Source organism: Nocardia sp. NPDC059228 (assembly GCF_042754245.1).
Classification (GTDB): Bacteria; Actinomycetota; Actinomycetes; order Mycobacteriales; family Mycobacteriaceae; genus Nocardia.
This window is the reverse complement of the sequence record NZ_JBHZAL010000002.1, coordinates 283,930-306,204: the sequence shown is the minus strand read 5'-3', so window position 1 is coordinate 306,204 and position 22,275 is coordinate 283,930. Positions and strand designations below refer to the sequence as shown.

Below are 22,275 nucleotides of genomic sequence, written 5' to 3'. Positions count from 1 at the left end.
GGAGTTGTTACTGGGTGGTGAAGCCGCCGTCGGCGATGAATTCCGCGCCGGTGCTGTAGGAGGAGTCGTCGGAGATGAGGAACAGCACCATATTGGCGAGTTCCTCGGGAGTGGCCGGGCGGGCGATGGGCTGATTGGCCGCGATGTTCGCCGACCGCTCGGAGGCCGCGACCATCTCGGTCGCCACGATGCCCGGGTGCACGGAGTTGACGCGGACATTGTCGGCCGCGAATTCCTGTGCGGCCGTTTTGGTCATGCCGCGCACGGCCCACTTGGAGGCCACGTAACCCAGGATGTTGGAGTAACCGATGAGCCCGCCGGTCGAGGAGATGTTCACGATGGAACCCACCCCGGCCCGGCGCATGGACCCGATCACGGCCTTCATGCCCAGGAACACGCCGACCTGGTTGACGTCGATCACCTTGCGGTAGTCGGCCTCCGAGAGCTTCTCGATCGGGTCGACGTGCACGATGCCCGCATTGTTGACCAGGCCCGAGACCGGGCCGAACGCGGCCTCGGTCTGCGCGACCACGTCGTTCCAGGCCGCCTCGTCGGTCACGTCGAGCGGAAAGAACCGTGCGGCGTCACCGATTTCGGCCGCGACGGCCTCGCCTGCCTCGGTGAGCACGTCGGTGATCACCACCCGCGCGCCCTCGGCCGCGAGCTTGCGGGCGAAGGCCGCGCCCATGCCGCGCGCACCGCCGGTGACGACGACGACCTTCGAATCAACCCGTCCCATATCAGTTCTCCTGTGCCGCTTCGGATTCCGCTTCGGCCATATGGTTGGCCGCGATGTAGCCGAACACCATGGCGGGTCCGATGGTGGCGCCCGCGCCGGCGTAGTCGTTACCCATGACGGCGGCGGAGTTGTTGCCCGCCGCGTACAGGCCGTGGATGACCTCGCCCTGGTCGTTCAGCACACGGGCGTGCTCGTCGGTGACCAGGCCGCCCTTGGTACCCAGGTCGCCCGGCACCATCTCGACCGCGTAGAACGGGCCGCGCTCGAGCGGAGCCAGGGTCGGGTTGGGCTTGACGGTCGGGTCGCCGTAGTAGCGGTCGTAGGCCGAGTCGCCGCGCAGGAAGTCCTCGTCGCGGCCCTTGCGGGCGAAAACGTTGAAGCGCTCGACGGTGGCCGCCAGCTTGTTCGCCGGAATGCCCAGCTTGTCCGCCAACTCGGCCAGGGTGTCGGCCTGCTTGATGATTCCCGCGTCGAAGTACTTCTGGGGCAGCGGCCGCTTGGGGAAGTTGCCCAGGAACAGGTACCGGTCGCGGAAGTTCTGGTCGAAGATGAAGTGCGCCGGAATGCTGCCCGGCACCTTCTTCTCCTCCTCGTACATGGTGTGCACGACATTCACGTACGGCGCGGACTCGTTGACGAAGCGCTCACCCTTGGCATTGACCACGATGGCGCCCGGCTGCGAGCGCTCGGCCAGCATGAAGAACGGCGGGCCCTCGGGGTTGCGCACGGACGGACCCCACCAGGCGTCGTCCATGAGATCCACTGCGGCGCCGGCCTTCTGGCCCGCCACGATGCCCTCGCCGACATTCTCGGTCGCGCCGACGGTCCAGCCGGTGTTCTGCGGCCCGTCGATGTACTGCTTGCGCATCTCCAGGTTGTGCTCGAAGCCGCCCGCGGCCAGCACCACGCCGCGGCGCGCCTTGATGGTGACCGGACGGCCCTCGTGCTCGGCCCGAATGCCGACCACGGCGTCGCCCTCGACGATCAGGTCGGTGAGCGGCGTGTTCAGCCACACCGGCACGCCCGCGTCGCGCAGCGACAGCCACAGCCGGGCCGCGAGGGCCTTGCCCAGGCTGAGCGGCTTGGCGCCCTTGATCAGGTTGAGCGCGGTCTGCGCGCCGACCTTCATGGCGGTCTTCTTGCCGGTCCAGGTGCGCGCGATCATGTTCAGGTCGTGGAAGTCCTTGACCGTGATGGCGATGCCCTTGGGCGCGGACATGGTCGGCTGGTTGATCTTGTGCAGATCCCCGCCGAGCAGGCGGCCGTCGATCGGCTTGGGCTCGATGCTGCGGCCCTGCGCCAGACCGCCCGGGAACTCCGGGTGGTAGTCGGAGTAGCCGCGGTCGTAGGCGAAGTCCCAGTGCTTGGAGCGGGCGCCGATGTAGCGGAACATCTCCGGGCCCTGCTCCAGGAACGCGCGCTGCTTGGCCTCCGGAACCCGGTCGCCGACAACGGCCTTCAGGTAGGTACGGGCCAGCTCCGGGCTGTCCGGCACGCCCGCGGCCTGCAGCACCGGGTTGTTGGGCACCCAGATGCCGCCGCCGGAGCGCGCGGTGGAGCCGCCGAACAGGCGGCTCTTCTCGATGAGGGTCACCGACAGGCCCCGGTAGGCGGCGGTCAGCGCGGCGGTCATGCCCGCCGCGCCGGAACCCACCACAACGACGTCGAATTCGAATTCCATGAATCTCGTTCCTTAGTAGCCGCAGCTGGTCAGCATGCCGCCGTCGACGACGAATTCGCCTCCGGTGCAATAGCTCGAGGCGTCCGAGGCCAGGAACAACGCCACCTCGGAGACCTCGACCGGCTGACCCCAGCGCGGAATGGGCAATTCGGAGAAGAAGGTGTTGCCGTCCACCCCGGACGCGCCCGCGACGGACGCGGTCATGGGGGTGGCGATACCGCCGGGATGAATCGAGTTCACCCGGATACCCGAGTGCCCCAGTTCCCGGGCGGCGGACTTGGTGAGCCCGCGCAGCGCGAATTTGCTCGCGCTGTAGGCGGAGAGACCGGCCGCACCGACGAAGCCCTCGACCGAGGAGACGTTCACGATGGACCCGCCGCCGGCGGTGGTGAGCGCGGCCGCGGCCGTCTTGATGCCGAGGAAAGCGCCGGTGACGTTGATGTTGATGATGGTGTTGAACTCGTCCAGGCTCATCTCCACGATGCGCTTGAACCGCAGGATGCCGGCATTGTTGATCAGCACATCCAGTTTGCCGAACATGGTGGTGGCCGCGGAAACCGCCGCCTGCCAGTCGCTTTCGCTGGTGATGTCGTGGTGCACGTAGTGGACGGCGGCGCCCAGCTCGGCGGCCAGCGCCTTGCCCTCGTCGTCCAGCACGTCACCGAACACGACCTTGGCGCCCTCGGCCACGAAGCGGCGCACGTGCTCCGCTCCCATACCCCGGGCGCCACCCGTCACCAGCGCCACCTTGCCGTCCAGTTGTCCCACCGATTCCATCCCTTCCTCTGCTCGTCAACCGACGCTAGGTCCCGATGCGGAACCCCGGCACGATGTGGTCCCGGCCACTGAGACAGACCCATGACCTGAGGCTATGGGTGCAGTTGTATTCCGGTTAGGCATAAGCGCCCGGACGGGTGAGGCAGCGTCGCGGCAAGGAGCCCCGGATGAAGTTCTCGATGATCTTCGAAGCGCAGATGACCGACCCCACCGCCGCGCACGAGGCCCAGGTGCTGCGCGATTGCGTCGAGCAGGCCGTGCTCGCGGATCAGGTCGGCTTCGACGCGGTGTGGGCCGTCGAGCATCACGGGCTCAAGTGGTACGCGCACATGAGCGCGCCGGAGATCTTCCTGACCTGGGTGGCCGCCAAGACCTCGCGGGTGCGCATCGGGCACGGCGTGGTGTGCATGCCGTTCGGCTTCAATCATCCGGTACGCACCGCTGAACGCGCGGCCATGCTCGACGTGCTCTCCGGCGGCCGCCTGAACCTGGGCGCAGGCCGCGGCGCGACCGCCGTCGAAACCTCCATGTGCGGAGTCGATCCCGACCGCACCTATCAGGAGGTCGAGGAATCACTGCGCATGATCGCGGCCGCCTGGCAGGACCCCGAGGGCGAATTCGAGTACCACGGCGAGCTTTTGGACATCGACCCCCACCACCTGCTGCCGCGCCCGGTGCAGCGCCCGCACCCGCCGCTGTTCATGGCCTGCACCAAGAAGGACACCCTGAAACTGGCCGCCGAGTACGGAATCGGCGCGCTGGTCCTGGGTTTCGCGGGCATCGAGGAGATCGCCGAGCTGCGCGGCATCTACGACGAGGCCATCGCGGCCCGCACCGGCGAACGCTTCGTCTCCACCGTGGTCAACGATCATTTCGCGGCGCTGTGCCCGACCATCGTCCTCGACGATCGGGAGAAGGCGCAGCAGATCGGCGCGCGCGGCCAGCGCTTCTTCGCCCAGTCCATCAAGTACTACTACGGCGCGGGCCCGGTCCCCGACGAGGCCGTGGAACCGGCGGTCGACGAGATCGCCAAGATGAAGCAGGTCGCCGACGAACACGTCGCCTACCTGCACGAGGCCAAGATCCCGGTGAAGACCGGATCCACCGCCATCTTCAATACCGAGCACGCCTACGGCACCGCCGACGACGCCATCGCCTACGTCGAGCGGCTGCAGGCGGCCGGGGCCGACGAGATCCTGTGCCTGATCCAGATGGGCACCGTGCCCCAGGACGCATGCCTGGAAACCATCCGTCAGTGGGGCGAGAAGGTCATCCCTCACTTCCGTGACCGATAGACGACCGACAAGTAGATGACACAGAAAGAAGTCGAAATGGCTGATCTGACAGGCAAAGTCGCCCTGATCACCGGCGCCGCCCGCGGCCAGGGCGCGGCCGAGGCGCGACTGTTCGTGGAACGCGGCGCCAAGGTGGTCATCACCGACGTGCTCGAGACCGAGGGCAAGGAGCTCGCCGAATCCCTCGGCGACGCCGCACGTTTCGTGCGCCACGACGTCACCGACGCCGAGAGCTGGGACGCCGCCGTCAAGGTCGCCGTCGACACCTTCGGCAAGCTGGACGTGCTGGTGAACAATGCGGCCATCTACATCATGAAGCCGCTCACCGATACCACCGCCGAAGAGCTGGAACGCATCCTGAAGGTCAACCTGATCGGCGCCTTCCACGGCATCAAGGCCGTGCTGCCCGCCATGACCACGGCCGGCGGCGGCTCCATCGTGAACATCTCCTCGCAGGCCGGGCTCGAGGGCCTGATGAACCACAGCGCCTACGGCTCCTCCAAGTGGGGCCTGCGCGGCCTGTCCAAGATCGCCGCCCTGGAGCTGGGCCCGGCCCAGATCCGGGTCAACTCCGTGCATCCCGGCCCGATCGCCACCCCGATGGTGCCCTACCTGACCACCGGCCCCGGCAGCTTCCCGACCCTGCCGCTGGAGCGCACCGGCCTGCCCGAGGAGGTCGCCGAACTGGTCGCCTTCCTCGCCTCCGACGCCTCCGCCTACATCACCGGCGCCGAGGTGACCGTCGACGGCGGACTCGCCGCGGGCAAGTTCATCCCGCGGAACATGCAGTAAGACAGCGCGATCCAGGAAGGCCCGCAATGACCCTGTCCCCCGAATGGCAGACCTTCGTCGACGCCGCCACCGCGGCGTTCCCGGCGCTGGGCACCGAGGTGCTCGACGCCGCCGAAGCGCGGGCCTTCCTGGCCGCCCGCCCCGCCGCCGCCGTCGAACCGATTCCCGTTGCGGGAGTGGAGGAATGGCTGGTGCCGGGGCCCGAGAACGCGCCGGAGGTGCCGGTGCGCCTGTACCGGCCGCTGGACGCCGAACCCGTTCCGGCCGTGGTGGTCTTCTACCACGGCGGCGGATTCGTGCTGTGCAGCCTGGACTCCCACGACCGGTTCTGCCGCACCATGGCCAACGAGGCCGGGGTCATCGTGGTCTCGGTCGACTACCGCCGCGCCCCGGAGGCCCGCTTCCCGGCCGCGGCCGACGACGCCTACGCCGTCCTGCGCTGGGTCGCCGACCACGCCGAATCGCTGGGCGGGGATCCCGATCGCATCGCGGTGGCCGGGGACAGCGCGGGCGGCAACCTCGCCACCGTCGCCGCCATCACCGCGCGCGACAACGGCGGTCCCGACATCGCCTTCCAGTTGCTCATGTACCCGCTGCTGGACCCGAACTGCGACCGACCGTCGCACACCGAGAACGCCGAGGGCTACTTCACCACCGCGGCCCACATTCGGTGGTACTGGGAGCAATACCTGTTCTCGGACACCGACAAGTCCGACCCCTACGCCAATCCCACCGTCGCGGACCTGACCGGACTCCCGCCCGCCCATATCGCCACCGCCGAATTCGATCCGCTGCGCGACGAGGGCGAGGCCTACGGGCGGCGGCTGCGCGAGGCGGGCGTCGAGACCGAGATCCACCGCTGGAACGGCACCGTGCACGGGTTCATGTCGATGGCCTTCCATCTGCGAGAAACCCAGCGCGCCAATGCGACCGCGTTCGGCGCGCTACGCCGGGCGCTGGCCCGCACACCCGTCGTCTGAAATTCCCCGTGGGTTCACGGGCGGACCGGTTAGCATCACGTGCGTTCACACATCTGAAACGTCAGGAATTCTCTTGCCGGTCGCACGCCTCATCCCCTCGGCGACGAATCATGCCCGATTCGCCACGGGGGCAGCCGCTCTCACCGCGGCCATCACCCTCACCGCGACCCTGGCGGGATCCGCCGGGGCCGCACCCCAGTCCTTCGGCACGCTGGCGCTGTCCCGGCTGAAGAACGCCGCGGTCGCCGACATCGGCACCACCAAGGTGACCGCCGACGCCGCCGCGATCCGCGACTGCGCCAACTACGACTGCGAGATCGTGCTCCGCTTCACCGGCGGCTGCGGCGCGGTCGCCCAGGGCGCGGACGGCACCTGGGGCTGGGCCCAGGGCGCGAGCCTCGACGAGGCCGAACAGAACGCCGTGAACGGGCTCGGCCAGAGCGCTCCCCCGTTCCCCGACCTGGGCAGCGCGCAGCCCCGCGCCGCCCACGTCGTTGCGAGCACCTGCACTGAAAGCGGGCAGTAGCACCGGCTTTCGGGGCTCAGTGCGGGTACTGGGCCTCGTAGGCCGCGCGTTCGGCGGCCCGGCGGGCCGCCCGCGCCGGATTCTCCAGGTCCTCGGGGAAACCGTGCTTGACCAGGCGGTGCGCCCGGTTCATCGGCATGTAGGCCACGATGTAGAACAGCGCCAGCAGCAGGCCCAGCAGAATCACCGCCAGCTTCAGCCACAGCTCACCCGGCAGCAGGAATGCCAGCGCGAACACCGGGACCAGCGGCACCAGCTGCCGCACGAGGTGCCGCGGCACCGCCCAGGGGCCGGTGAGGTCGTTGCGCACCCACTCGTGCAGATCCTCGGGCAGCACGCGCCCGCACGAGTAGCCGAGCCACTGAACAGGGTTGGGGCGCTTCATTTCCGGTTTCCCTTCGTCGATCCGGCCTGCTCGCCATCCGCCAAGACCGACCGCCGCGCCGCGGCGTTGACCCGGTTCAGCACCTCGCGCAGCTCCTCGAGATCCGCCAGGCTCACGCCCAACCGCGCCACCACCGCCGGCGGAATCCGCTCCGCCTCCCTGCGCAATTCGCGCCCGGCTTCGGTCAGATCCACGACCAGATTGCGCTCGTCGTGACTGTCGCGCCGGCGAGTGATGAGCCCGGCCGTCTCCAGCCGCTTCAGCAGCGGCGAGAGCGTCGGCGAGTCGAGTTGGATGGCCTCGCCGATGTCCTTGACCGACATCGGCGCCTCACCCCACAGGGCCAGCATCACCAGATACTGCGGATGCGTCAGGCCCATGGGCTCGAGCAGCGGCCGGTACACCGCCAGCACCGCCCGATTGGCCACCGCCAGCGCGAAGCACACCTGCCGGTCCAGCCGCAGCGGGTCCTCGACCTCCAACTCCACCGCTCAACCCTCCTCGATCGTCTTGGTTAGGGCAATAATAGTTAATGCGCTAACTGTTCGTCGACGATCGGGTGGGTGATCGATGCCACACGCTCAACCCTGCAGCGCCTGCCGCATGGTCAGGATCCGACCGGTGTCCATGTAGTCACGGAAGAGCGTGACCAGGCCGTTCTGCACGCGAATCACATTGACGGAGCTGCGAATCCAGGCGCGCGGCTGCCCCGGGCGGGTGATGTCGATATCGACCTCGGTAATGAGCAGTTCCGGATCGCCGGTCTCGTGCACGACCGGACGGATGCCGTGCAGCTCCAAACTCGGCATTCCCGACCAGCGGGAGGCCAGGTACTCGCGGATCGCCTCCCGGCCCTCGATACGGGTGGGCTCGCCGGGAATCAGGAACGGGATCTCGAATACGGCATCCGGATCGAAGAGCGCGACGAACCGGTCGGCATCGCGCGAGGGCAGGCTCTGAAACAGCTGTTCGACAAGGTCACGAGGGGTTTCGACGGAAGTGGACACGACTGCCTCCAAAAGCGGAACGTTGGACCCGGTTAATATTCGGGGCGTGCGCCCCGTTTGTCAATGGTGGGTAGGCTATCGGAGTGACGGATCGACCCCTGCGCGCCGATGCGCGCCGCAATCGCGAGCGGGTGCTGGCCGCCGCCCAGGAAGCCTTTGCCGCCGAAGGCCTTTCGGTGCCGCTGGACGAGATCGCCCGGCGGGCCGGCGTCGGGGCGGGCACGGTGTACCGCCACTTCCCCACCAAGGAGGCGCTTTTCGAGGCCGCCATCCTGGATCAGGTCGAGAAGATCACCGCGCACGCCCGCGACCTGACCACCGCCGACGATCCGGGGACGGCGTTCTTCGAATTCCTGGAGAAGCTGGTCCTGCAGGGCGGCGTCAAACGCGACCTCGCGGACGCGTTGCGCGCCAACGGCGGTGACTACCCGCGCACGGTCTCGCGCGACCTCGAAGCAGCACTGGCGACCCTGCTCTCCCGCGCCCAGCAGGCGGGCGCGGTGCGGCCCGACATCAGCGTCGGCGACCTGCTCACCATCATCAAGGGCATCTTCCTCGCCGCACACGACACGGGCGCGACCCCGGGACTGCGCGAGCGCACCTTCGCGGTGATGACCGACGGATTACGCACCTCGCGCTGACCGGCCGGAACAAACGGAGATCAGCCCGTCCGGCCGATCGCAAACCTGGGGCAATAATCGCTGAAATATTGCGGAATTGACTGAGGCACGGGCGAATCGCGCGTCCAGTTCGGCGATGTCCGCACGTTTTCTCAACTCGGATGCTTTGATGCACCATGTGCTGACCGGTTGCCTCTCCGGCACCTCGGCCCGGGGCTGTTCTTCGACGTTCATCCGCACGAGTTGACGACAGGAGATCGGATTCGATGAAGCGTGCGATCCGCGCCGTCGCGGTTATGACCGGACTGGCACTCGCAGCCTGCGGTAACACCCCGAAACCCGATGATGCTCCGCTGTCGGCGCCACCGCGGACGCTGACCATCGGCATCAAATTCGATCAACCCGGGCTGTCGGTCGAGGGACCCGACGGCAAGCCCTACGGCTTCGATGTCGACACCGCCGTCTACATCGCCGACAAGCTCGGCGTCACCCCCGACCACATCACCTGGCGCGAGGCCCGCACCGATCAGCGCGAGGACCTGTTGAACTCGGGCGCAGTCGATTTCATCGTCGCCTCCTACTCCATCACCGCCGCCCGCCAGCAACTGGTCTCCTTCGCCGGGCCCTACCTGCTGGCCGGGCAGGACCTGCTGGTGCGGCAGAGCGAACGCGCCATCGACCAGCCCGAGGACCTGAACGGACGCACCGTCTGCACCGCCGAGGGCTCGACCTCCGCGGACAAGATCCGGCGCAGCTTCGCCCAGAACGTGAAGCTCGCCACCCGCGACACCTACGCGGAGTGCGTCGCCGACCTGATCGCGGGCACCATCGACGCCGTCACCACCGACGACGTCATCCTGGCCGGATACGCCCACGAACACCCGGGCGTGCTGCGCGTGGTCGGGCATCGCTTCACCCGCGAGCGCTACGGGGTCGGCGTGCGCAAGGGCGATCTCGAATTGCAGAGCCGCATCACCACGGTCATCCGCATGATGATCGACGACGGCAGCTGGCGGCGCGCCCTGGACGCCGATCTCACCGCGAGTGGATACCAGCCGCTGCCCGCGCCGGTGGTGTTCAATGCGCCGGATAAAACGGTCACTCCCGGCGATCCGGCCACCCTCGATCCAGAATTGGTGAATGCCGCCACTGCCGTCGCGGCCACCTCCAACGCTCGCGACTGGGAGGGCTTTCGTTCCCTGGTCTGCCCCGAAACCGCCGACGTCATCGACCAGATCGTCTTCCAATACACCCCGCAATTCGATAAATCACTCGGTGCGGAAGTGAAGAACGCCGGCTACACGAACACCGTCACCGGAGTCACCCAGAACGACCCGAACTCCGCCACCTTCGCATTCCACGAAAGTTTCACAAACGTCCCCGAGAAATACCGCAGCTACTTCAAGGACATCGATTACACCGGCACCATGGTCCGGCGCAACGGCGCCTGGAAGCTGTGCGGCCTCGCCGCGGATTTCGTCGAACCCTGACCGCCGGATAAATACGGTGCACCGGGACGGGCGGTGGACCTACCGTGGACGGCAGTCGAGAGGAAGGAAAGTCCCATGTTTCCCGTCGAGCTGCGCGGTACTCGGGCGCAGACGCTCATGTGGGCCCACGAGCACGAGGTCGAGCCGGCCGCGCTGCAGCAGCTGCGAAATATCGCGCAACTGAAGTGGGTATACGGGGTACGGGTGATGCCGGACGTGCACCTGGGCAAGGGCGCGACGGTCGGCTCGGTCATCGCCATGAAGGACGCGGTCGCGCCCGCGGCGGTCGGGGTGGACATCGGTTGCGGAATGGAGGCCGTGCTCACCTCGCTGACCGCGGCCGACCTGCCCGACAACCTGCACTCGCTGCGATCACGAATCGAGGCGGTGCTGCCGGTGGGATTCGCGTCCCACCACGACCCGGTGAACGTGAACCGGTTGAACGCAGAGGTTTTCGGTCAGCGCGCGGCGGGCACCACCCTGCGCGCGGGATGGGACCGCTTCTGGAAGGCGTTCGATTCACTGGATCCGGCCGTGCAGGCACGCGAGTCCAAGGCACACAAGCAGATGGGAACGCTGGGCGGCGGCAACCACTTCCAGGAGCTGTGCATCGACACCGAGCAGCGCGTGTGGATCCTGCTGCACTCCGGAAGCCGCAATATCGGCAAGGAACTCGCCGAGCGGCACATGACCGTGGCCCGCAGACTGCCGCACAATGCGGATCTGCCGGATCGCGACCTGGCGGTATTCCTTTCCGGCACACCGGAAATGGATGCCTACCGCCATGACCTGACCTGGGCGCAGGAGTACGCGGCGCGCAACCGCGCCGTCATGCTCGCCCTGGTCTGCAAGGCGGTGCGCGACGAATTCCACGGTCTGGACGTGCGATTCGACGATCCCATCTCCTGCCACCACAACTATGTGGCGGAAGAACTCATCGACGGGATCCCCATGCTCGTCACCCGCAAGGGCGCGGTGCGCGCGGGCGCGGGCGACCTGGCGCTGATTCCGGGGTCGATGGGCACGCGCTCCTATGTGGTGCGAGGCAAGGGGAATCCGGCCTCGTTCCAGTCGGCGTCGCACGGCGCGGGCCGGCGGATGAGCCGCAACGCGGCCAAGCGCCAGTTCACCGTGGCCGACCTGGTCGCGCAGACCGAGGGTGTGGAGTCCCGCAAGGACGCCGGGGTGATCGACGAGATCCCGGCGGCCTACAAGGACATCGACCAGGTCATCGCGGCCCAGTCCGACCTGGTCGACATTGTCGCCACACTGCGGCAGGTGCTGTGCGTGAAGGGTTGATCGGGGTCAGCGGCGGCGGAAGGTCGCCGCTGCACCCGCACCCACCAGCAGGATGCCCACGATGAGCGGGAATCCCGTTTGCAGCCACTGGAACAGCGCGATGTGCATGTCGTCGGACACCGGCAGATCGCCGATCAGGCGGAAGGTGTCGTCCGGGAAGATGAAATGGATGATTCCGGGCAGCACCCCCCACACCAGCCCGGCGATGATGGTGCCCGCCGGCGAGTAGGCGGCCAGGGCCGCCACCAGCAGGAACACCACTGCGGCAATGAGGATCTCGACGGTGGAGCCGACGCGGTCGGCGAAGTCCCCGAGGATCGTCCACTGCCTGGTCCCGGCCGCGCCGCGGGCGGCGAGGACGATGCCGACGGGGGTCAGGATCAACCCCACCAGCGCGCCGGTCACCGTCCGCGAAACGCCTCCACTACTGCGGAACTCTGTACCCGGCGGAGTCCACCCCGCGGGCGACGGAAACTTCTCCGGCATCTGCGTCTCCCTGCGCACCCCCGGACGCCCTTCGTGCCCGGAACCCTATTGTCCGTCCGCGCACGGGATTCCGCGCGATCTTGACCCCACCGCAACCAAGGCGGCCTCCACCGGTGTTGCACAGGGCAGACGTTTGTCCGGTTCGGAGCATTTGCACTGTTGTCTCCGGGGCGAGATCCGCTGGCTCAGGACCGGCCAAGCTTCCAGGCCTCCCTCGATCGTCTAGTCGGCACGCTCGTCGACGCGCACCTGGCCGCCGGGCGCTGATCGGCGACCGCCCCGGGAACAGCGCAGGTCGCCCGCGCTGGCGGCACGCAAGGGGTGCGAAGTCGGTCGAAAATCCGGGCGGCGGGGGGTGGTGTCGGTGCGGTGGGGCACGATGGAGCGCGTGACCTCGACCGACCCCGCTACCTCGCCCGGCACCGACCCTTCGGCCTCGGCGGCGACCGGCACGTCCCGGCCGTCGCCCGAGGCCGCCGACCCCCGCTCGGCGGCCTCGGGGGCGGTTGGCGCGGGCGGCCTGCGGGAGGACGCCGAGTCGCTGCTGCGGGAGCTGGCCGGGCCGCAGGCGCGGCTGCGCGAGGATCAGTGGATCGCGATCGAGGCGCTCGTAGTGCAGCGGCGTCGGGCACTGGTGGTGCAGCGCACCGGGTGGGGCAAGTCGGCGGTGTACTTCATCTCGGCGAAGCTGCTGCGGGCACAGGGGCGGGGGCCGACGGTGATCGTGTCGCCGCTGCTGGCTCTGATGCGCAACCAGGTCGCGGCGGCCGAACGCGCGGGAGTCGTTGCGGCGACCATCAATTCGGGGAATGTCACCGAATGGGACGAGATCCACGCGCGGGTGGCGGCCGGGGACGTCGATGTACTGCTGGTGAGTCCGGAGCGCTTGAACAACCCGGACTTCCGCGATTCGGTGCTGCCGAAGCTGGCCGCGGACGCGGGGTTGGTGGTGATCGACGAGGCGCACTGCGTGTCCGACTGGGGTCACGACTTCCGGCCGGACTATCGGCGGATCCGCACGCTCATCGCCGATCTCGGGTCCGAGGTGCCGGTACTGGCGACCACGGCCACCGCCAACGACCGGGTGGTGACCGATGTGGCGACCCAGATCGGCACGGACACATTGGTTTTGCGCGGCAGCCTGGACCGGGAGTCCCTGCATCTGTCGGTGGTGCGCATCCCCGATGCGGTCCAGCGCACGGCCTGGCTCAGCCGGCGGCTGCACGAACTGCCGGGCTCCGGCATCGTCTACACGCTCACGGTGGCCGCGGCCCACGATCTCGCCGACGTTCTCAACTCGCACGGACACCACGTCGCCGCCTATACGGGGCAGACCGACCCCACCGAACGGGAAGCCCTCGAGGCCGCGCTGCTGAACAACGAGGTGAAGGCGCTGATCGCCACCTCCGCGCTCGGAATGGGTTTCGACAAGCCAGATCTCGGCTTCGTCGTGCATCTCGGCGCGCCCTCCTCCCCCATCTCCTACTACCAGCAGGTGGGCCGTGCGGGCCGCGGCACCGAGCGGGCCGAGGTGGTGCTGCTGCCCGGCCACGAGGACCGGCAGATCTGGAGTTACTTCGCGTCGGTGGCCTTCCCACGCGAGCACATCGTGCGCTCGGTGCTCGCCGCCCTCGACACCGACCGGCCGCTGTCCACCGCCGCCCTGGAACCGCTGGTCGAGCTCAACCGCTCCCGTCTGGAGATGGTGCTCAAGGTGCTGGACGTGGACGGCGCGGTGCGCCGGGTGCGCGGCGGCTGGCTGGGCACCGGTCAGCCCTGGGCCTACGACACCGAACGCTACGAGCGGCTCAGTGTGGCGCGCGAGGCCGAGCAGCAGGCCATGATCGACTACGAGTCCACCGCCGAGTGCCGGATGACGTTCCTGCGCAGGCAACTCGACGATCCCGGCCTCGCCGCGGACGCCCGCTGCGGCCGCTGCGACAACTGCACCGGCACCCGGGTGGACATCGCCGTCGACGCCGCCGACCTGGCCGATATCCGCACCCGCCTGGACCGCCCGGGTATCGATCTCGCGCCCCGCAAGCAGTGGCCCACCGGCCTGGCCAAACTCGGAATCCCGTTGTCCGGCAAGATCACCGACGGCCCCGAGACCGGGCGCGTCCTGGGCCGCCTCAGCAACCTCGGCTGGGGTCAGCGCCTGCGCCCACTGCTCGACGGCCCCGACGCCCCGATCCCCGACGAGGTCTTCCGCGCCTGCACCACCGTGCTGCGCGAATGGAATTGGGCCCAGCGCCCGACCGCCGTCATGGCTCTGGACTCCGGCGCGCACCCGATCCTGACCCGCTCACTGGCCGCCCGCCTCGCCGAGGTCGGCCGCCTGGCGGACCTCGGCGTCCTCCACCTGCGCCCCGACCTGCCACCGGTCTCCGCCGCCAACTCGGCCCATCGGGTGGCCGCCCTCCACAATGCCTGGGAGACACCGGATCTCAGCGCGGTCGACGGCCCAATACTGCTGGTCGACACCCTGACCGACACCGGCTGGACCTTCACCATGGCCGCCCGCATGCTCCGCGCCGCGGGCGCCGCCGCCGTCCTACCCTTCGCCCTGGCCACCCCGTCCTGATCACCGGCGCGCTCAGGCGTCGGCGGGCGGGCGGCGGTTCTTGAGGTCGTCGATGGCGTCGACGTAGCGGAGCATCAGCCGCGCGAAGTCGAGGCGGTCCTGTTCGGGCCATTCGGCGGTGATGTATTCGTAGGCCGCGCGCTGCCGGCGACGGAAGGTGCGCATGAACTCGAGGCCCTGCTCGCTCAGCTCGAGGACCGCGCGGCGGCCGTCCAGCTGGGACGGGACCCGCCGCAGGTAGCCCGCCTTGATGCTGTCGGTAACCATGCGGCTCGCCACCGAGGGATCGACGCACATGCCCGCGGCGATACCGCCGACCGTCATCTCCTGCCCGGGATCATGGGGTTCTCGGCCGGGTCCCTGAGAGCAGCCGAGCACCATGCCCAGCAGCAGGGCGCGGGTCGAATCCTTGGTGCTGATGGGGTTTTCGACCTCCTGGAGGACACCGCGGCGGAGCTTGCCGAATGCCGGTCCGATGGCATCGAGCAGCTCGTCGGGGGTGCGGTCGTCCTGGGTCATGGGCACATCGTATCTGCATGCATTCGCGAACATATGTGTTGACTCGCAAATGTATGCATGACAGCATGCATTTGTCCATCTGCATGGATTCTCACTCGATCGGAGTACGCCATGACCATCCTCGTCACCGGCGCCCGCGGCCAGATCGGCCGCGCCGTCCTCACCGCACTGCAGGCCCGGAGGCTGCCCGTCCGCGCGGCCAGCAAGGACCCGTCCGCCCTCGACCTCCCCGCCGGCATCGAGGTCGTCGCACTGCGCGGCGACGATCCCGAAAGCCTCACCGCCGCACTGGAAAACGTGCGCCAGGTCTTCCTCTACGCCGACCCCGGCACCGCGACCACCTTCGTGCGGGCCGCCGAGCAGGCCGGAGTCGAGCACGTCGTACTGCTGTCGTCCTCCGCGGTCGACTCCCCCGACGCCGCTTCCAATCCCATCGGCGCCAGCCATCTGGCGGTCGAAAAGGCGCTCGCCGCTTCGACTCTCGCCACCACCACGCTGCGACCGGGCGGATTCGACAGCAATGCCTTCGGCTGGATCCCGGCCGTCTCGGCGGGACAGCCCATCGAGCACGCCTACCCGGACGCCGCCCTGGCCATGATCCACCCGCTGGATATCGCCGATATCGCCGTCGCCGCCCTCACCGGCCCCGAATTGCGCGGCCGCACAGTCAGTCTCACCGGCCCCGAAGCGATCAGCTTCCGCGCGCAGATCGCCACGCTGTCGGAGGCCATCGGCCGGGAGATCCCGATCGTCACCATCACCCCGGCGCAAGCGCAGGCACAGCTGTCGCAAACCATGCCGCCGTACATCGTGGACGCTCTACTGACCATCTGGGCGCTCACCACCGAGCAGCCCGAGACCCCGGCCGACACCACCGACACCCTGCTGGGCGTCCCGGGCCGCACCTTCGCGCAATGGGCCCGTGAGAACGCCGCCGCCTTCACCGCCGGCTGACCCGCGCCACGTCGGGGCTGATTGCCCCGCCGTCACGGAAATTACTGCCCACCAGGGACGCAGCGCGTAGGCTCAGGCAAATCCCGCAGTCGCCGAACGATCCCGGGGAGTTCATCCATGGCGTCCGCATCACTCAAAGCTCCACCGTTGCCGGTCCTGCGCGCCATCACCTGGCTCCGCGACGGCATGTACGCCCTGCATCGGCGGATGGTTCCCGGGCACATCGCGCTCCTGGAACTGGCCACGGCCGGATACCTCAGTCAGGCCACCTGCGCGGCGGCCGAGCTGGGCATCGCCGACGCGCTCGCCGAGGGCCCCAGGCAGCCGGCCGACCTCGCAGCGGCGGTCGGCGCGAACGAGGACGCGCTGCGGCGGCTCATGCGCCTGCTGATCAGTGCGGGCGTGTTCGCCCAGCGCCGGGACGGCGCGTACGAGCTGACCGGCATGTCGCAGGCGCTGTGCTCGGATGCGCCGGTCACACTGCGGGATCTGCTCCTGTTCTTCGGGGCCGATCTGCATCGCAAGCACTGGACGCACCTCAGCGGCTCGGTCCGGTCCGGCGGATCACTCTGGCCCGAGCTGGAAGGCATGGAGTTCTTCGAGTTCGCCGACAAGCATCCCGAGGCGGGGGAGATCTTCGACCGCGCCATGACCAGCGTCAGCAGTCTGTCCAACGAGCCGTTGCAGGCCGCCTTCGACTTCGGCCGCTTCGGCTCGATCGTGGATGTCGGCGGCGGGCGCGGCAGCCTGCTCGTCGACATCCTGCAACGCCACCCCTCCATGCGCGGCACCGTCTTCGACCTGCCCCGCGTGCGGGAAGGCCTCGAGGAAGAGCTCCGGATGCCGGGCCTGACCGGCCGTCTGACCTTCGAGCCGGGCAGCTTCTTCGACTCGGTCCCCAAGGGCGCCGACGCCTACCTGCTCAAACACATCCTGCACGACTGGTCGGACGAGGATGCCGAACGCATCCTGCGCACCATCCGCGCCGCCATGGAATCCGAGGCGCGCCTGCTCATCATCGAAATGGTCATGCCGCAACACCACCGCCCGCACCCGGGCAAGATCATCGACCTGGAGATGCTGATCCAGACCCGGGGCGGCCGGGAACGCACCCAGACCGAATTCGGAAACCTGCTCTCCCGCAGCGGATTCGTGCTCACCGGGGTGACCGCGACCGCCGCCCCCGACTGCGTGATCGAGGCCCATCCGGCCTGGTGATCGGGCCTGCTGCCCGATGAGTGAGGCGCCCGCGGGGCGTGTCCGGCTATGGTCACACGCCCGGCGCGGGCCTCCCGCCACCCGGATGCGGTTGCCGCACCGGCACTTCAGGCGGAACGGCGGATTCTCGGGCCGACAACCCCTGCGGCCCGATCGGTCCAGCCGTCCGCCATCTGCGCCAGCAGGAACCAGGCGGCGTGTACTTGTTCGTCCGATACGTTCTCGGCCGTTCGGAGCAGATGCACGGCGCGCACATGGGCGGCCGCCATGGCATCCACCACGGCCCCGAGGGATTCGGCCCGCGCTGCACCCCTCGGCAGCGCCCGGCTCGTCACCCACTCGTCGATGAACGAGACCAGTTGAGCGCGTAGCTCGTCGATCCCGCCCGCATCGCCGGACTGTTCCCGCCGCTGCAGGTGCAGTTCGGCCAGAGCCCGGGCCCAGCGGGTGACCGCGTGGTCCTCGGGCTGATCACCGATGTGGCCGCAGAAGGCGGCCAGCAGTTCATGCCAATCGGGCAGTAGTGGGCGTTCGGCGAACCTCTCCTCGAAAGTCGTGTCACGTCCGCTCGCCCGCCACAGCTGTGTGCTATCAGGTTGCGGTACGTACATACCTACCTCCACGGGCGGTGCGGCGCACCCGGAGCCGCGGGCGATCACCGGACCGCGAGCCCGGCGCGGCAAGGGCGGACCGCGCCGGATCCAGGCGACCGCTATCGGCGAAGGGCACATCTCGATGCGGCACCGGGTGCTCCTCAAGCATGAACCTCCGGGCCGTCCCGCCCACTGCCCTTCCCCCGCCCTCCCCCTGCCCCTCGCCCGAGCGACCAACCGACCGGTTCGTGGCGTTACTTCGCCTCTCCCCCAATGCAATTCGCCCGTAACCGGCACTTCGCCTTCGCGAGCCGCGGGCGAAACCAGACCTTCACCGGGGCTAGACCTTCACCAGATCGTCGGCATGCACGACCGGGCGCTGCATGCTGTCGGGAAGGGCGGTGGTGGAACGGCCCTTCATGGTCTCCAATTCGTCGCTGTCATAGGCGGCCACGCCACGCGCGACCAGTTGGCCGCCGGGCGCGATCAGATCGACGACGTCACCGGCATAGAAGTGACCCGCCACCTCGGTGATGCCCGCCGCCAGCAGCGAGTGGCGGCGCTCCGACACGGCCGCGACCGCGCCCGCGTCCAGATGCACCGCGCCCCGGGCGTCGGCGGCATGCCGGACCCAGAACTTGCGAGCCGAGAGCCGCACCGGACGCGCGGCGAAAGCGGTGCCCACGGTCGCGCCCGAAAGCGCCGCTCCCGCATCCGAAGCCGCGGCCAGCAACACCGGCACGCCGGCATCCGCGGCCAGGCGGGCCGCCGACAGCTTCGAGGCCATGCCGCCGGTGCCCAGCGCGCCACCGGATCCGGCGATGACGCCGTCCAGATCGGCGCTGCTGCGCACCTCGGGAATGAAGTTCGCCGCACCCTTGCGCGGATCGCCGTCGTAGAGACCGTCGACATCCGACAGCAGGATCAGGGCATCCGCTCCGACCAGGTGGGCGACCAGCGCCGCCAGCCGGTCATTGTCGCCGAACCGGATCTCTTCCGTTGCGACAGTGTCGTTCTCGTTCACCACCGCGATGGCGTGCAGTGAGCGCAGACGGTCCAGGGTGCGCTGGGCATTGCGATGCGGCTCACGGCGGCCGAAGTCGCCCGCGCTCAACAGCACCTGGCCGACGACGCGATCGTAGCGGGCGAACGAGGTGCCCCAGGCGTGCGCCAGCGCCAGCTGCCCGACACTCGCGGCGGCCTGCTTGGTGGCGAGATCCCTTGGGCGCTTGGACAATCCGAGCGGAGCCATGCCCGCGCCGATGGCGCCCGAGGACACCACCACCAGATCCGATCCCGCGCGCATGCGGGCCTCGACCGCATCGGCCAGCCGGTCCAGCCGGCCGGTGTCGAGTCCGCCCTCCAGGGAGGTCAGCGCCGACGAGCCGATCTTCACCACCACACTGCGCGCCGACGCGATCGCCTGCCGCGCCGCACTGAGCTCTCCAGAACCAGCACTGAGCTCTCCGAGTCCAGCGCCCTGTCCCGTCACCTGAGTGCCGCTCGAACCCACTTGCACCACACCTCAATTCGCCCGCGGCGCCGCAGCGCCGTCGCGCCCGAATCCGTTGCCCACCCGCATCGGCCGCCCGCTCCGTCGCGAACGGCCCTGCGGCACTGTATTACTCGTCGTCCTCGGTCACCAGACCGCGGCGCACACGCGAGGCGTGCTTGCGCTCGGCGGCGCCGATGCGTTCGGTCTGATCCAGGCGCGGGTCCACGCCGCGACGGGTCATCAGGGTCTCCACACCGGCGGAAATCGAAGGCTCCCAATCGAAGCAGTAATCCGCGATGGTGACCGACGCACCCGGCTCCGCGCCGAGCTTGACCAACTCGTCCTCGACACCGAGGCGGGCCAGCCGGTCGGCCAGGTAGCCCACGGCCTCGTCATTGTCGAACTGGGTCTGGTGCACCCACCGCTCGGGCCGCTCACCGATGACGATGAAGCCGCCCTCGACCTCGGGATCCTGAATGACCCGGAAACCGCTGTCACCCTTGGCGACCGGTCGGATGATCTGCCGCTTCGGCTCCGCCTTCGGATGCGCCGCCCGGTACTCGGCGACCATCTCCGCGAGCGCGAAGGTCAACGGCCGCAAGCCTTCCCGGCTCACCGCCGAGATCTTGTAGACCGGCCAGCCGCGCTTCTCGAACTCCGGCAGCACGAACTCGGCCAGCTCGTCGGCATCCGGGATATCGGCCTTGTTCAGGATGACCACGCGCGGGCGATCCGCCAGATCACCCAGACCGGCGTCGCCCACCAGCGCGGGCTGGTACGCGGCCAGCTCGGCCTCCAGCGCGTCCACATCCGACACCGGGTCACGGCCCGGCTCCAGCGTCGCGCAGTCCACCACGTGGGCCAGCACCGCGCAGCGCTCCAGATGCCGCAGGAAATCCAGGCCCAGGCCGCGGCCCTCGCTCGCACCCGGGATCAGACCGGGCACATCGGCCACGGTGAAAGTGGTGTCACCCGACAGCACCACACCGAGATTCGGCACCAGCGTGGTGAACGGGTAATCCGCGATCTTCGGCTTGGCCGCCGACAGCACCGACACCAGCGACGACTTGCCGGCCGACGGGAAGCCCACCAGGCCCACATCCGCCACCGACTTCAGCTCGAGCACCAGATCGCGCTCCTGGCCGTCCTCGCCGAGCAGCGCGAAACCGGGCGCCTTGCGCGACTTGGACACCAGCGCGGCATTGCCCAGCCCGCCGCGGCCGCCCTGCGCCGCCACGTACGTCGAACCCACCCCGATCAGGTCGGCCAGCACCTCACCGTCGGTGCTCATGACGACGGTGCCGTCCGGCACCTTCAGCAGCAGCCCCTCGCCCTGCTTGCCATTGCGGTTGCCGCCCTCACCGGGCTTGCCGTTGCCGCCCTTGGCATGCGGGTGGAAGTGGAAGTCCAGCAGGGTGTGCACATTGGGGTCGACCTCGAGGACCACATCCCCGCCATTGCCGCCATTACCGCCATCCGGGCCTCCCAGGGGCATGAACTTCTCACGCCGCACCGAGGCACACCCGTGCCCACCCTTGCCCGCGCGCACGTGCAAAACGACACGGTCGATGAATTTGGACATATCGGTGATCATCCTCCTTCAGGACTAGTCGACTCTGTCTAATTTGCCCTCCGCTGCGCTCCGGGCTGGTTCGCGGCGCTGAAGGTCTCGTTCTTCCCTCCTCCGCTCCTCCGCTTCGCTCCCCCGCTCCGTCAGTCCAGAACGAGACGCGCCGCGAACCTGTGAGCATCGGCGGTGTGGTGCTGCTGTAAACAGCAAAGCGGGCCAGGGTTAATCCAAACCCTGACCCGCTTCGGAAGCTTGTGGAGCGAACTCCGGTGCGCCGGTCAGGCGTTCACCGGCTCCGGAACCACGATGTTGACGGTCTTGCGACCACGCTTGGTGCCGAACTGCACCGCGCCCGCCTCGAGGGCGAACAGCGTGTCGTCGCCGCCACGGCCGACATTGACGCCGGGGTGGAAGTGCGTGCCGCGCTGGCGAACCAGGATCTCGCCGGCCTTGACGGTCTGACCACCGAAGCGCTTCACACCGAGCCGCTGGGCATTCGAATCGCGACCGTTGCGCGAGCTGGATGCACCCTTCTTATGTGCCATTTCAGAACTCCTCGTGCCGGGGTGCGAACCCCAAGTCGGATTACTTGATGCCGGTGACCTTCAGGACCGTCAGCTTCTGACGGTGGCCCTGACGCTTGTGGTAGCCGGTCTTGTTCTTGAACTTGTGGATGCGGATCTTCGGGCCCTTGGTCTGTTCGACGACCTCGGCGGACACGGAAACCTTCGCCAGCTTGTCAGCATCGGTGGTCAGCTCGGCGCCGTCAACGACCAGCACCGGCGACAGCGACACCGCAGTGCCCGGCTCACCCTCGATCTTCTCGACCTTCACCAGGTCACCGACCGCGACCTTGTACTGCTTTCCGCCGGTCTTGACGATCGCGTACGTTGCCATCGGTCGGCTGCCCTTCTTTCTCTTCAAGTGCGCGAAGTGCTCGGCACTCTGCTCACACGGCCGGTCGCCCGGTTCGCACCGGAAACCGCCGCAGACTGGTCTGGTGGTTTTCACCGCCGCCTCGGGCCTTTGGTTCTACCGAACCGAACCGGGCCCACTCACAGCACTAGTCACAACAGAGTGCCGTCGCAGGGGGCAGCGACTGACCAAGACTACAGGACATGGCCGACCCCCTCCAAACCGGGCCGCACCCCACCCCCGATGGTGTTCGTCACCGCCCGAAAAGGCCGTGGCCCCGCCGGAATTCGGCGGGGCCAAGGGGCCCGGAGACGGGAGCCGGCGAGTTGTCACCCTCCGGCGCACCGGCG

23 protein-coding genes are annotated in these 22,275 nt (G+C 68.6%); 10 read left to right on the top strand and 13 right to left on the bottom strand.

Annotation, left to right across the window (positions count from 1 at the left end; genetic code table 11):
* Positions 1-7: 7 nt before the first annotated feature.
* Genes ACFXKA_RS05265 through ACFXKA_RS05255 form a run of 3 tightly spaced genes read right to left on the bottom strand, consistent with a single transcriptional unit; the run spans position 8 to position 3,197 of the window.
* The gene (locus ACFXKA_RS05265) at positions 8-739 is read right to left on the bottom strand and encodes a glucose 1-dehydrogenase (RefSeq protein WP_354834892.1); all 732 of its coding nucleotides are present in this window, start codon (positions 737-739) and stop codon (positions 8-10) included.
* 1 nt (position 740) lies between these two features.
* Complete coding sequence (kstD, locus tag ACFXKA_RS05260; protein ID WP_379426197.1) at positions 741-2,420, bottom strand: 3-oxosteroid 1-dehydrogenase; 1,680 nt, start codon at positions 2,418-2,420, stop codon at positions 741-743.
* Between the two features lie 12 nt (positions 2,421-2,432).
* Positions 2,433-3,197: a glucose 1-dehydrogenase gene (locus ACFXKA_RS05255; protein ID WP_379426195.1), complete on the bottom strand. Its 765-nt coding sequence runs from the start codon at positions 3,195-3,197 to the stop codon at positions 2,433-2,435.
* Positions 3,198-3,364: 167 nt separating this feature from the next.
* On the opposite strand from ACFXKA_RS05255, the gene ACFXKA_RS05250 reads away from it, so the two are divergent.
* From ACFXKA_RS05250 to ACFXKA_RS05235, 4 genes are all read left to right on the top strand, one after another.
* Positions 3,365-4,492, top strand: coding sequence for an LLM class flavin-dependent oxidoreductase (locus tag ACFXKA_RS05250; RefSeq protein ID WP_379426193.1), 1,128 nt, complete (start codon positions 3,365-3,367; stop codon positions 4,490-4,492).
* Positions 4,493-4,528: 36 nt separating this feature from the next.
* Positions 4,529-5,284, top strand: a complete 756-nt coding sequence (locus ACFXKA_RS05245; protein ID WP_379426191.1) for an SDR family NAD(P)-dependent oxidoreductase — start codon at positions 4,529-4,531, stop codon at positions 5,282-5,284.
* 26 nt (positions 5,285-5,310) lie between these two features.
* Complete coding sequence (locus ACFXKA_RS05240; RefSeq protein WP_354834878.1) at positions 5,311-6,264, top strand: alpha/beta hydrolase; 954 nt, start codon at positions 5,311-5,313, stop codon at positions 6,262-6,264.
* 73 nt (positions 6,265-6,337) lie between these two features.
* Positions 6,338-6,790 (top strand): DUF4189 domain-containing protein, encoded by a 453-nt coding sequence (locus ACFXKA_RS05235; RefSeq protein WP_354834875.1) that lies wholly within the window; start codon positions 6,338-6,340, stop codon positions 6,788-6,790.
* A 16-nt stretch (positions 6,791-6,806) separates the two neighbouring features.
* On the opposite strand, the gene ACFXKA_RS05230 is transcribed toward ACFXKA_RS05235, so the two are convergent.
* The 3 genes from ACFXKA_RS05230 to ACFXKA_RS05220 form a co-directional block, all read right to left on the bottom strand.
* Positions 6,807-7,175, bottom strand: a complete 369-nt coding sequence (locus ACFXKA_RS05230; protein WP_354834872.1) for a DUF5313 family protein — start codon at positions 7,173-7,175, stop codon at positions 6,807-6,809.
* Positions 7,172-7,657 (bottom strand): MarR family winged helix-turn-helix transcriptional regulator, encoded by a 486-nt coding sequence (locus ACFXKA_RS05225; RefSeq protein ID WP_379399025.1) that lies wholly within the window; start codon positions 7,655-7,657, stop codon positions 7,172-7,174. Before ACFXKA_RS05225 ends, ACFXKA_RS05230 begins: the two co-directional genes overlap by 4 nt.
* 99 nt (positions 7,658-7,756) lie before the next feature.
* Positions 7,757-8,182, bottom strand: a complete 426-nt coding sequence (locus ACFXKA_RS05220; protein ID WP_354834870.1) for a nuclear transport factor 2 family protein — start codon at positions 8,180-8,182, stop codon at positions 7,757-7,759.
* A gap of 83 nt (positions 8,183-8,265) precedes the next feature.
* Here ACFXKA_RS05220 and ACFXKA_RS05215 point away from each other — a divergent pair, with 83 nt between their 5' ends.
* From ACFXKA_RS05215 to ACFXKA_RS05205, 3 genes are all read left to right on the top strand, one after another.
* A complete protein-coding gene (locus ACFXKA_RS05215) occupies positions 8,266-8,823 on the top strand; it encodes a TetR/AcrR family transcriptional regulator (protein WP_379426188.1) in 558 nt (185 codons plus the stop codon).
* A 245-nt stretch (positions 8,824-9,068) separates the two neighbouring features.
* A complete protein-coding gene (locus ACFXKA_RS05210; RefSeq protein ID WP_379426186.1) occupies positions 9,069-10,292 on the top strand; it encodes a glutamate ABC transporter substrate-binding protein in 1,224 nt (407 codons plus the stop codon).
* 75 nt (positions 10,293-10,367) lie between these two features.
* Positions 10,368-11,591, top strand: coding sequence for an RtcB family protein (locus ACFXKA_RS05205; protein WP_379426185.1), 1,224 nt, complete (start codon positions 10,368-10,370; stop codon positions 11,589-11,591).
* 6 nt (positions 11,592-11,597) lie between these two features.
* Here the strand turns inward: ACFXKA_RS05205 and ACFXKA_RS05200 are convergent, their stop codons facing one another.
* The gene (locus ACFXKA_RS05200) at positions 11,598-12,077 is read right to left on the bottom strand and encodes a hypothetical protein (protein WP_379426183.1); all 480 of its coding nucleotides are present in this window, start codon (positions 12,075-12,077) and stop codon (positions 11,598-11,600) included.
* 379 nt (positions 12,078-12,456) lie between these two features.
* Between ACFXKA_RS05200 and ACFXKA_RS05195 the strand changes: the two genes are divergently transcribed.
* A complete protein-coding gene (locus ACFXKA_RS05195; RefSeq protein WP_379426181.1) occupies positions 12,457-14,661 on the top strand; it encodes a RecQ family ATP-dependent DNA helicase in 2,205 nt (734 codons plus the stop codon).
* 12 nt (positions 14,662-14,673) lie between these two features.
* Here ACFXKA_RS05195 and ACFXKA_RS05190 read toward each other — a convergent pair whose 3' ends face one another.
* Complete coding sequence (locus ACFXKA_RS05190) at positions 14,674-15,180, bottom strand: MarR family winged helix-turn-helix transcriptional regulator (RefSeq protein ID WP_354834852.1); 507 nt, start codon at positions 15,178-15,180, stop codon at positions 14,674-14,676.
* Positions 15,181-15,291: 111 nt separating this feature from the next.
* On the opposite strand from ACFXKA_RS05190, the gene ACFXKA_RS05185 reads away from it, so the two are divergent.
* A complete protein-coding gene (locus tag ACFXKA_RS05185) occupies positions 15,292-16,134 on the top strand; it encodes an SDR family oxidoreductase (RefSeq protein WP_379426179.1) in 843 nt (280 codons plus the stop codon).
* Between the two features lie 117 nt (positions 16,135-16,251).
* Positions 16,252-17,352, top strand: a complete 1,101-nt coding sequence (locus ACFXKA_RS05180) for a methyltransferase (protein ID WP_379426177.1) — start codon at positions 16,252-16,254, stop codon at positions 17,350-17,352.
* A gap of 107 nt (positions 17,353-17,459) precedes the next feature.
* On the opposite strand, the gene ACFXKA_RS05175 is transcribed toward ACFXKA_RS05180, so the two are convergent.
* From ACFXKA_RS05175 to rplU, 5 genes are all read right to left on the bottom strand, one after another.
* Positions 17,460-17,963 (bottom strand): DUF4254 domain-containing protein, encoded by a 504-nt coding sequence (locus ACFXKA_RS05175; RefSeq protein ID WP_354834844.1) that lies wholly within the window; start codon positions 17,961-17,963, stop codon positions 17,460-17,462.
* A 322-nt stretch (positions 17,964-18,285) separates the two neighbouring features.
* Entirely contained in the window at positions 18,286-19,365 is a 1,080-nt protein-coding gene (proB, locus tag ACFXKA_RS05170; protein WP_354835330.1) for a glutamate 5-kinase, read from the bottom strand.
* 202 nt (positions 19,366-19,567) lie between these two features.
* Complete coding sequence (gene obgE / locus ACFXKA_RS05165; RefSeq protein ID WP_354834841.1) at positions 19,568-21,022, bottom strand: GTPase ObgE; 1,455 nt, start codon at positions 21,020-21,022, stop codon at positions 19,568-19,570.
* A gap of 266 nt (positions 21,023-21,288) precedes the next feature.
* Positions 21,289-21,555 (bottom strand): 50S ribosomal protein L27, encoded by a 267-nt coding sequence (rpmA, locus tag ACFXKA_RS05160; RefSeq protein ID WP_040806195.1) that lies wholly within the window; start codon positions 21,553-21,555, stop codon positions 21,289-21,291.
* Positions 21,556-21,595: 40 nt separating this feature from the next.
* Entirely contained in the window at positions 21,596-21,907 is a 312-nt protein-coding gene (rplU, locus tag ACFXKA_RS05155; RefSeq protein WP_030512746.1) for a 50S ribosomal protein L21, read from the bottom strand.
* Positions 21,908-22,275 lie beyond the last annotated feature (368 nt).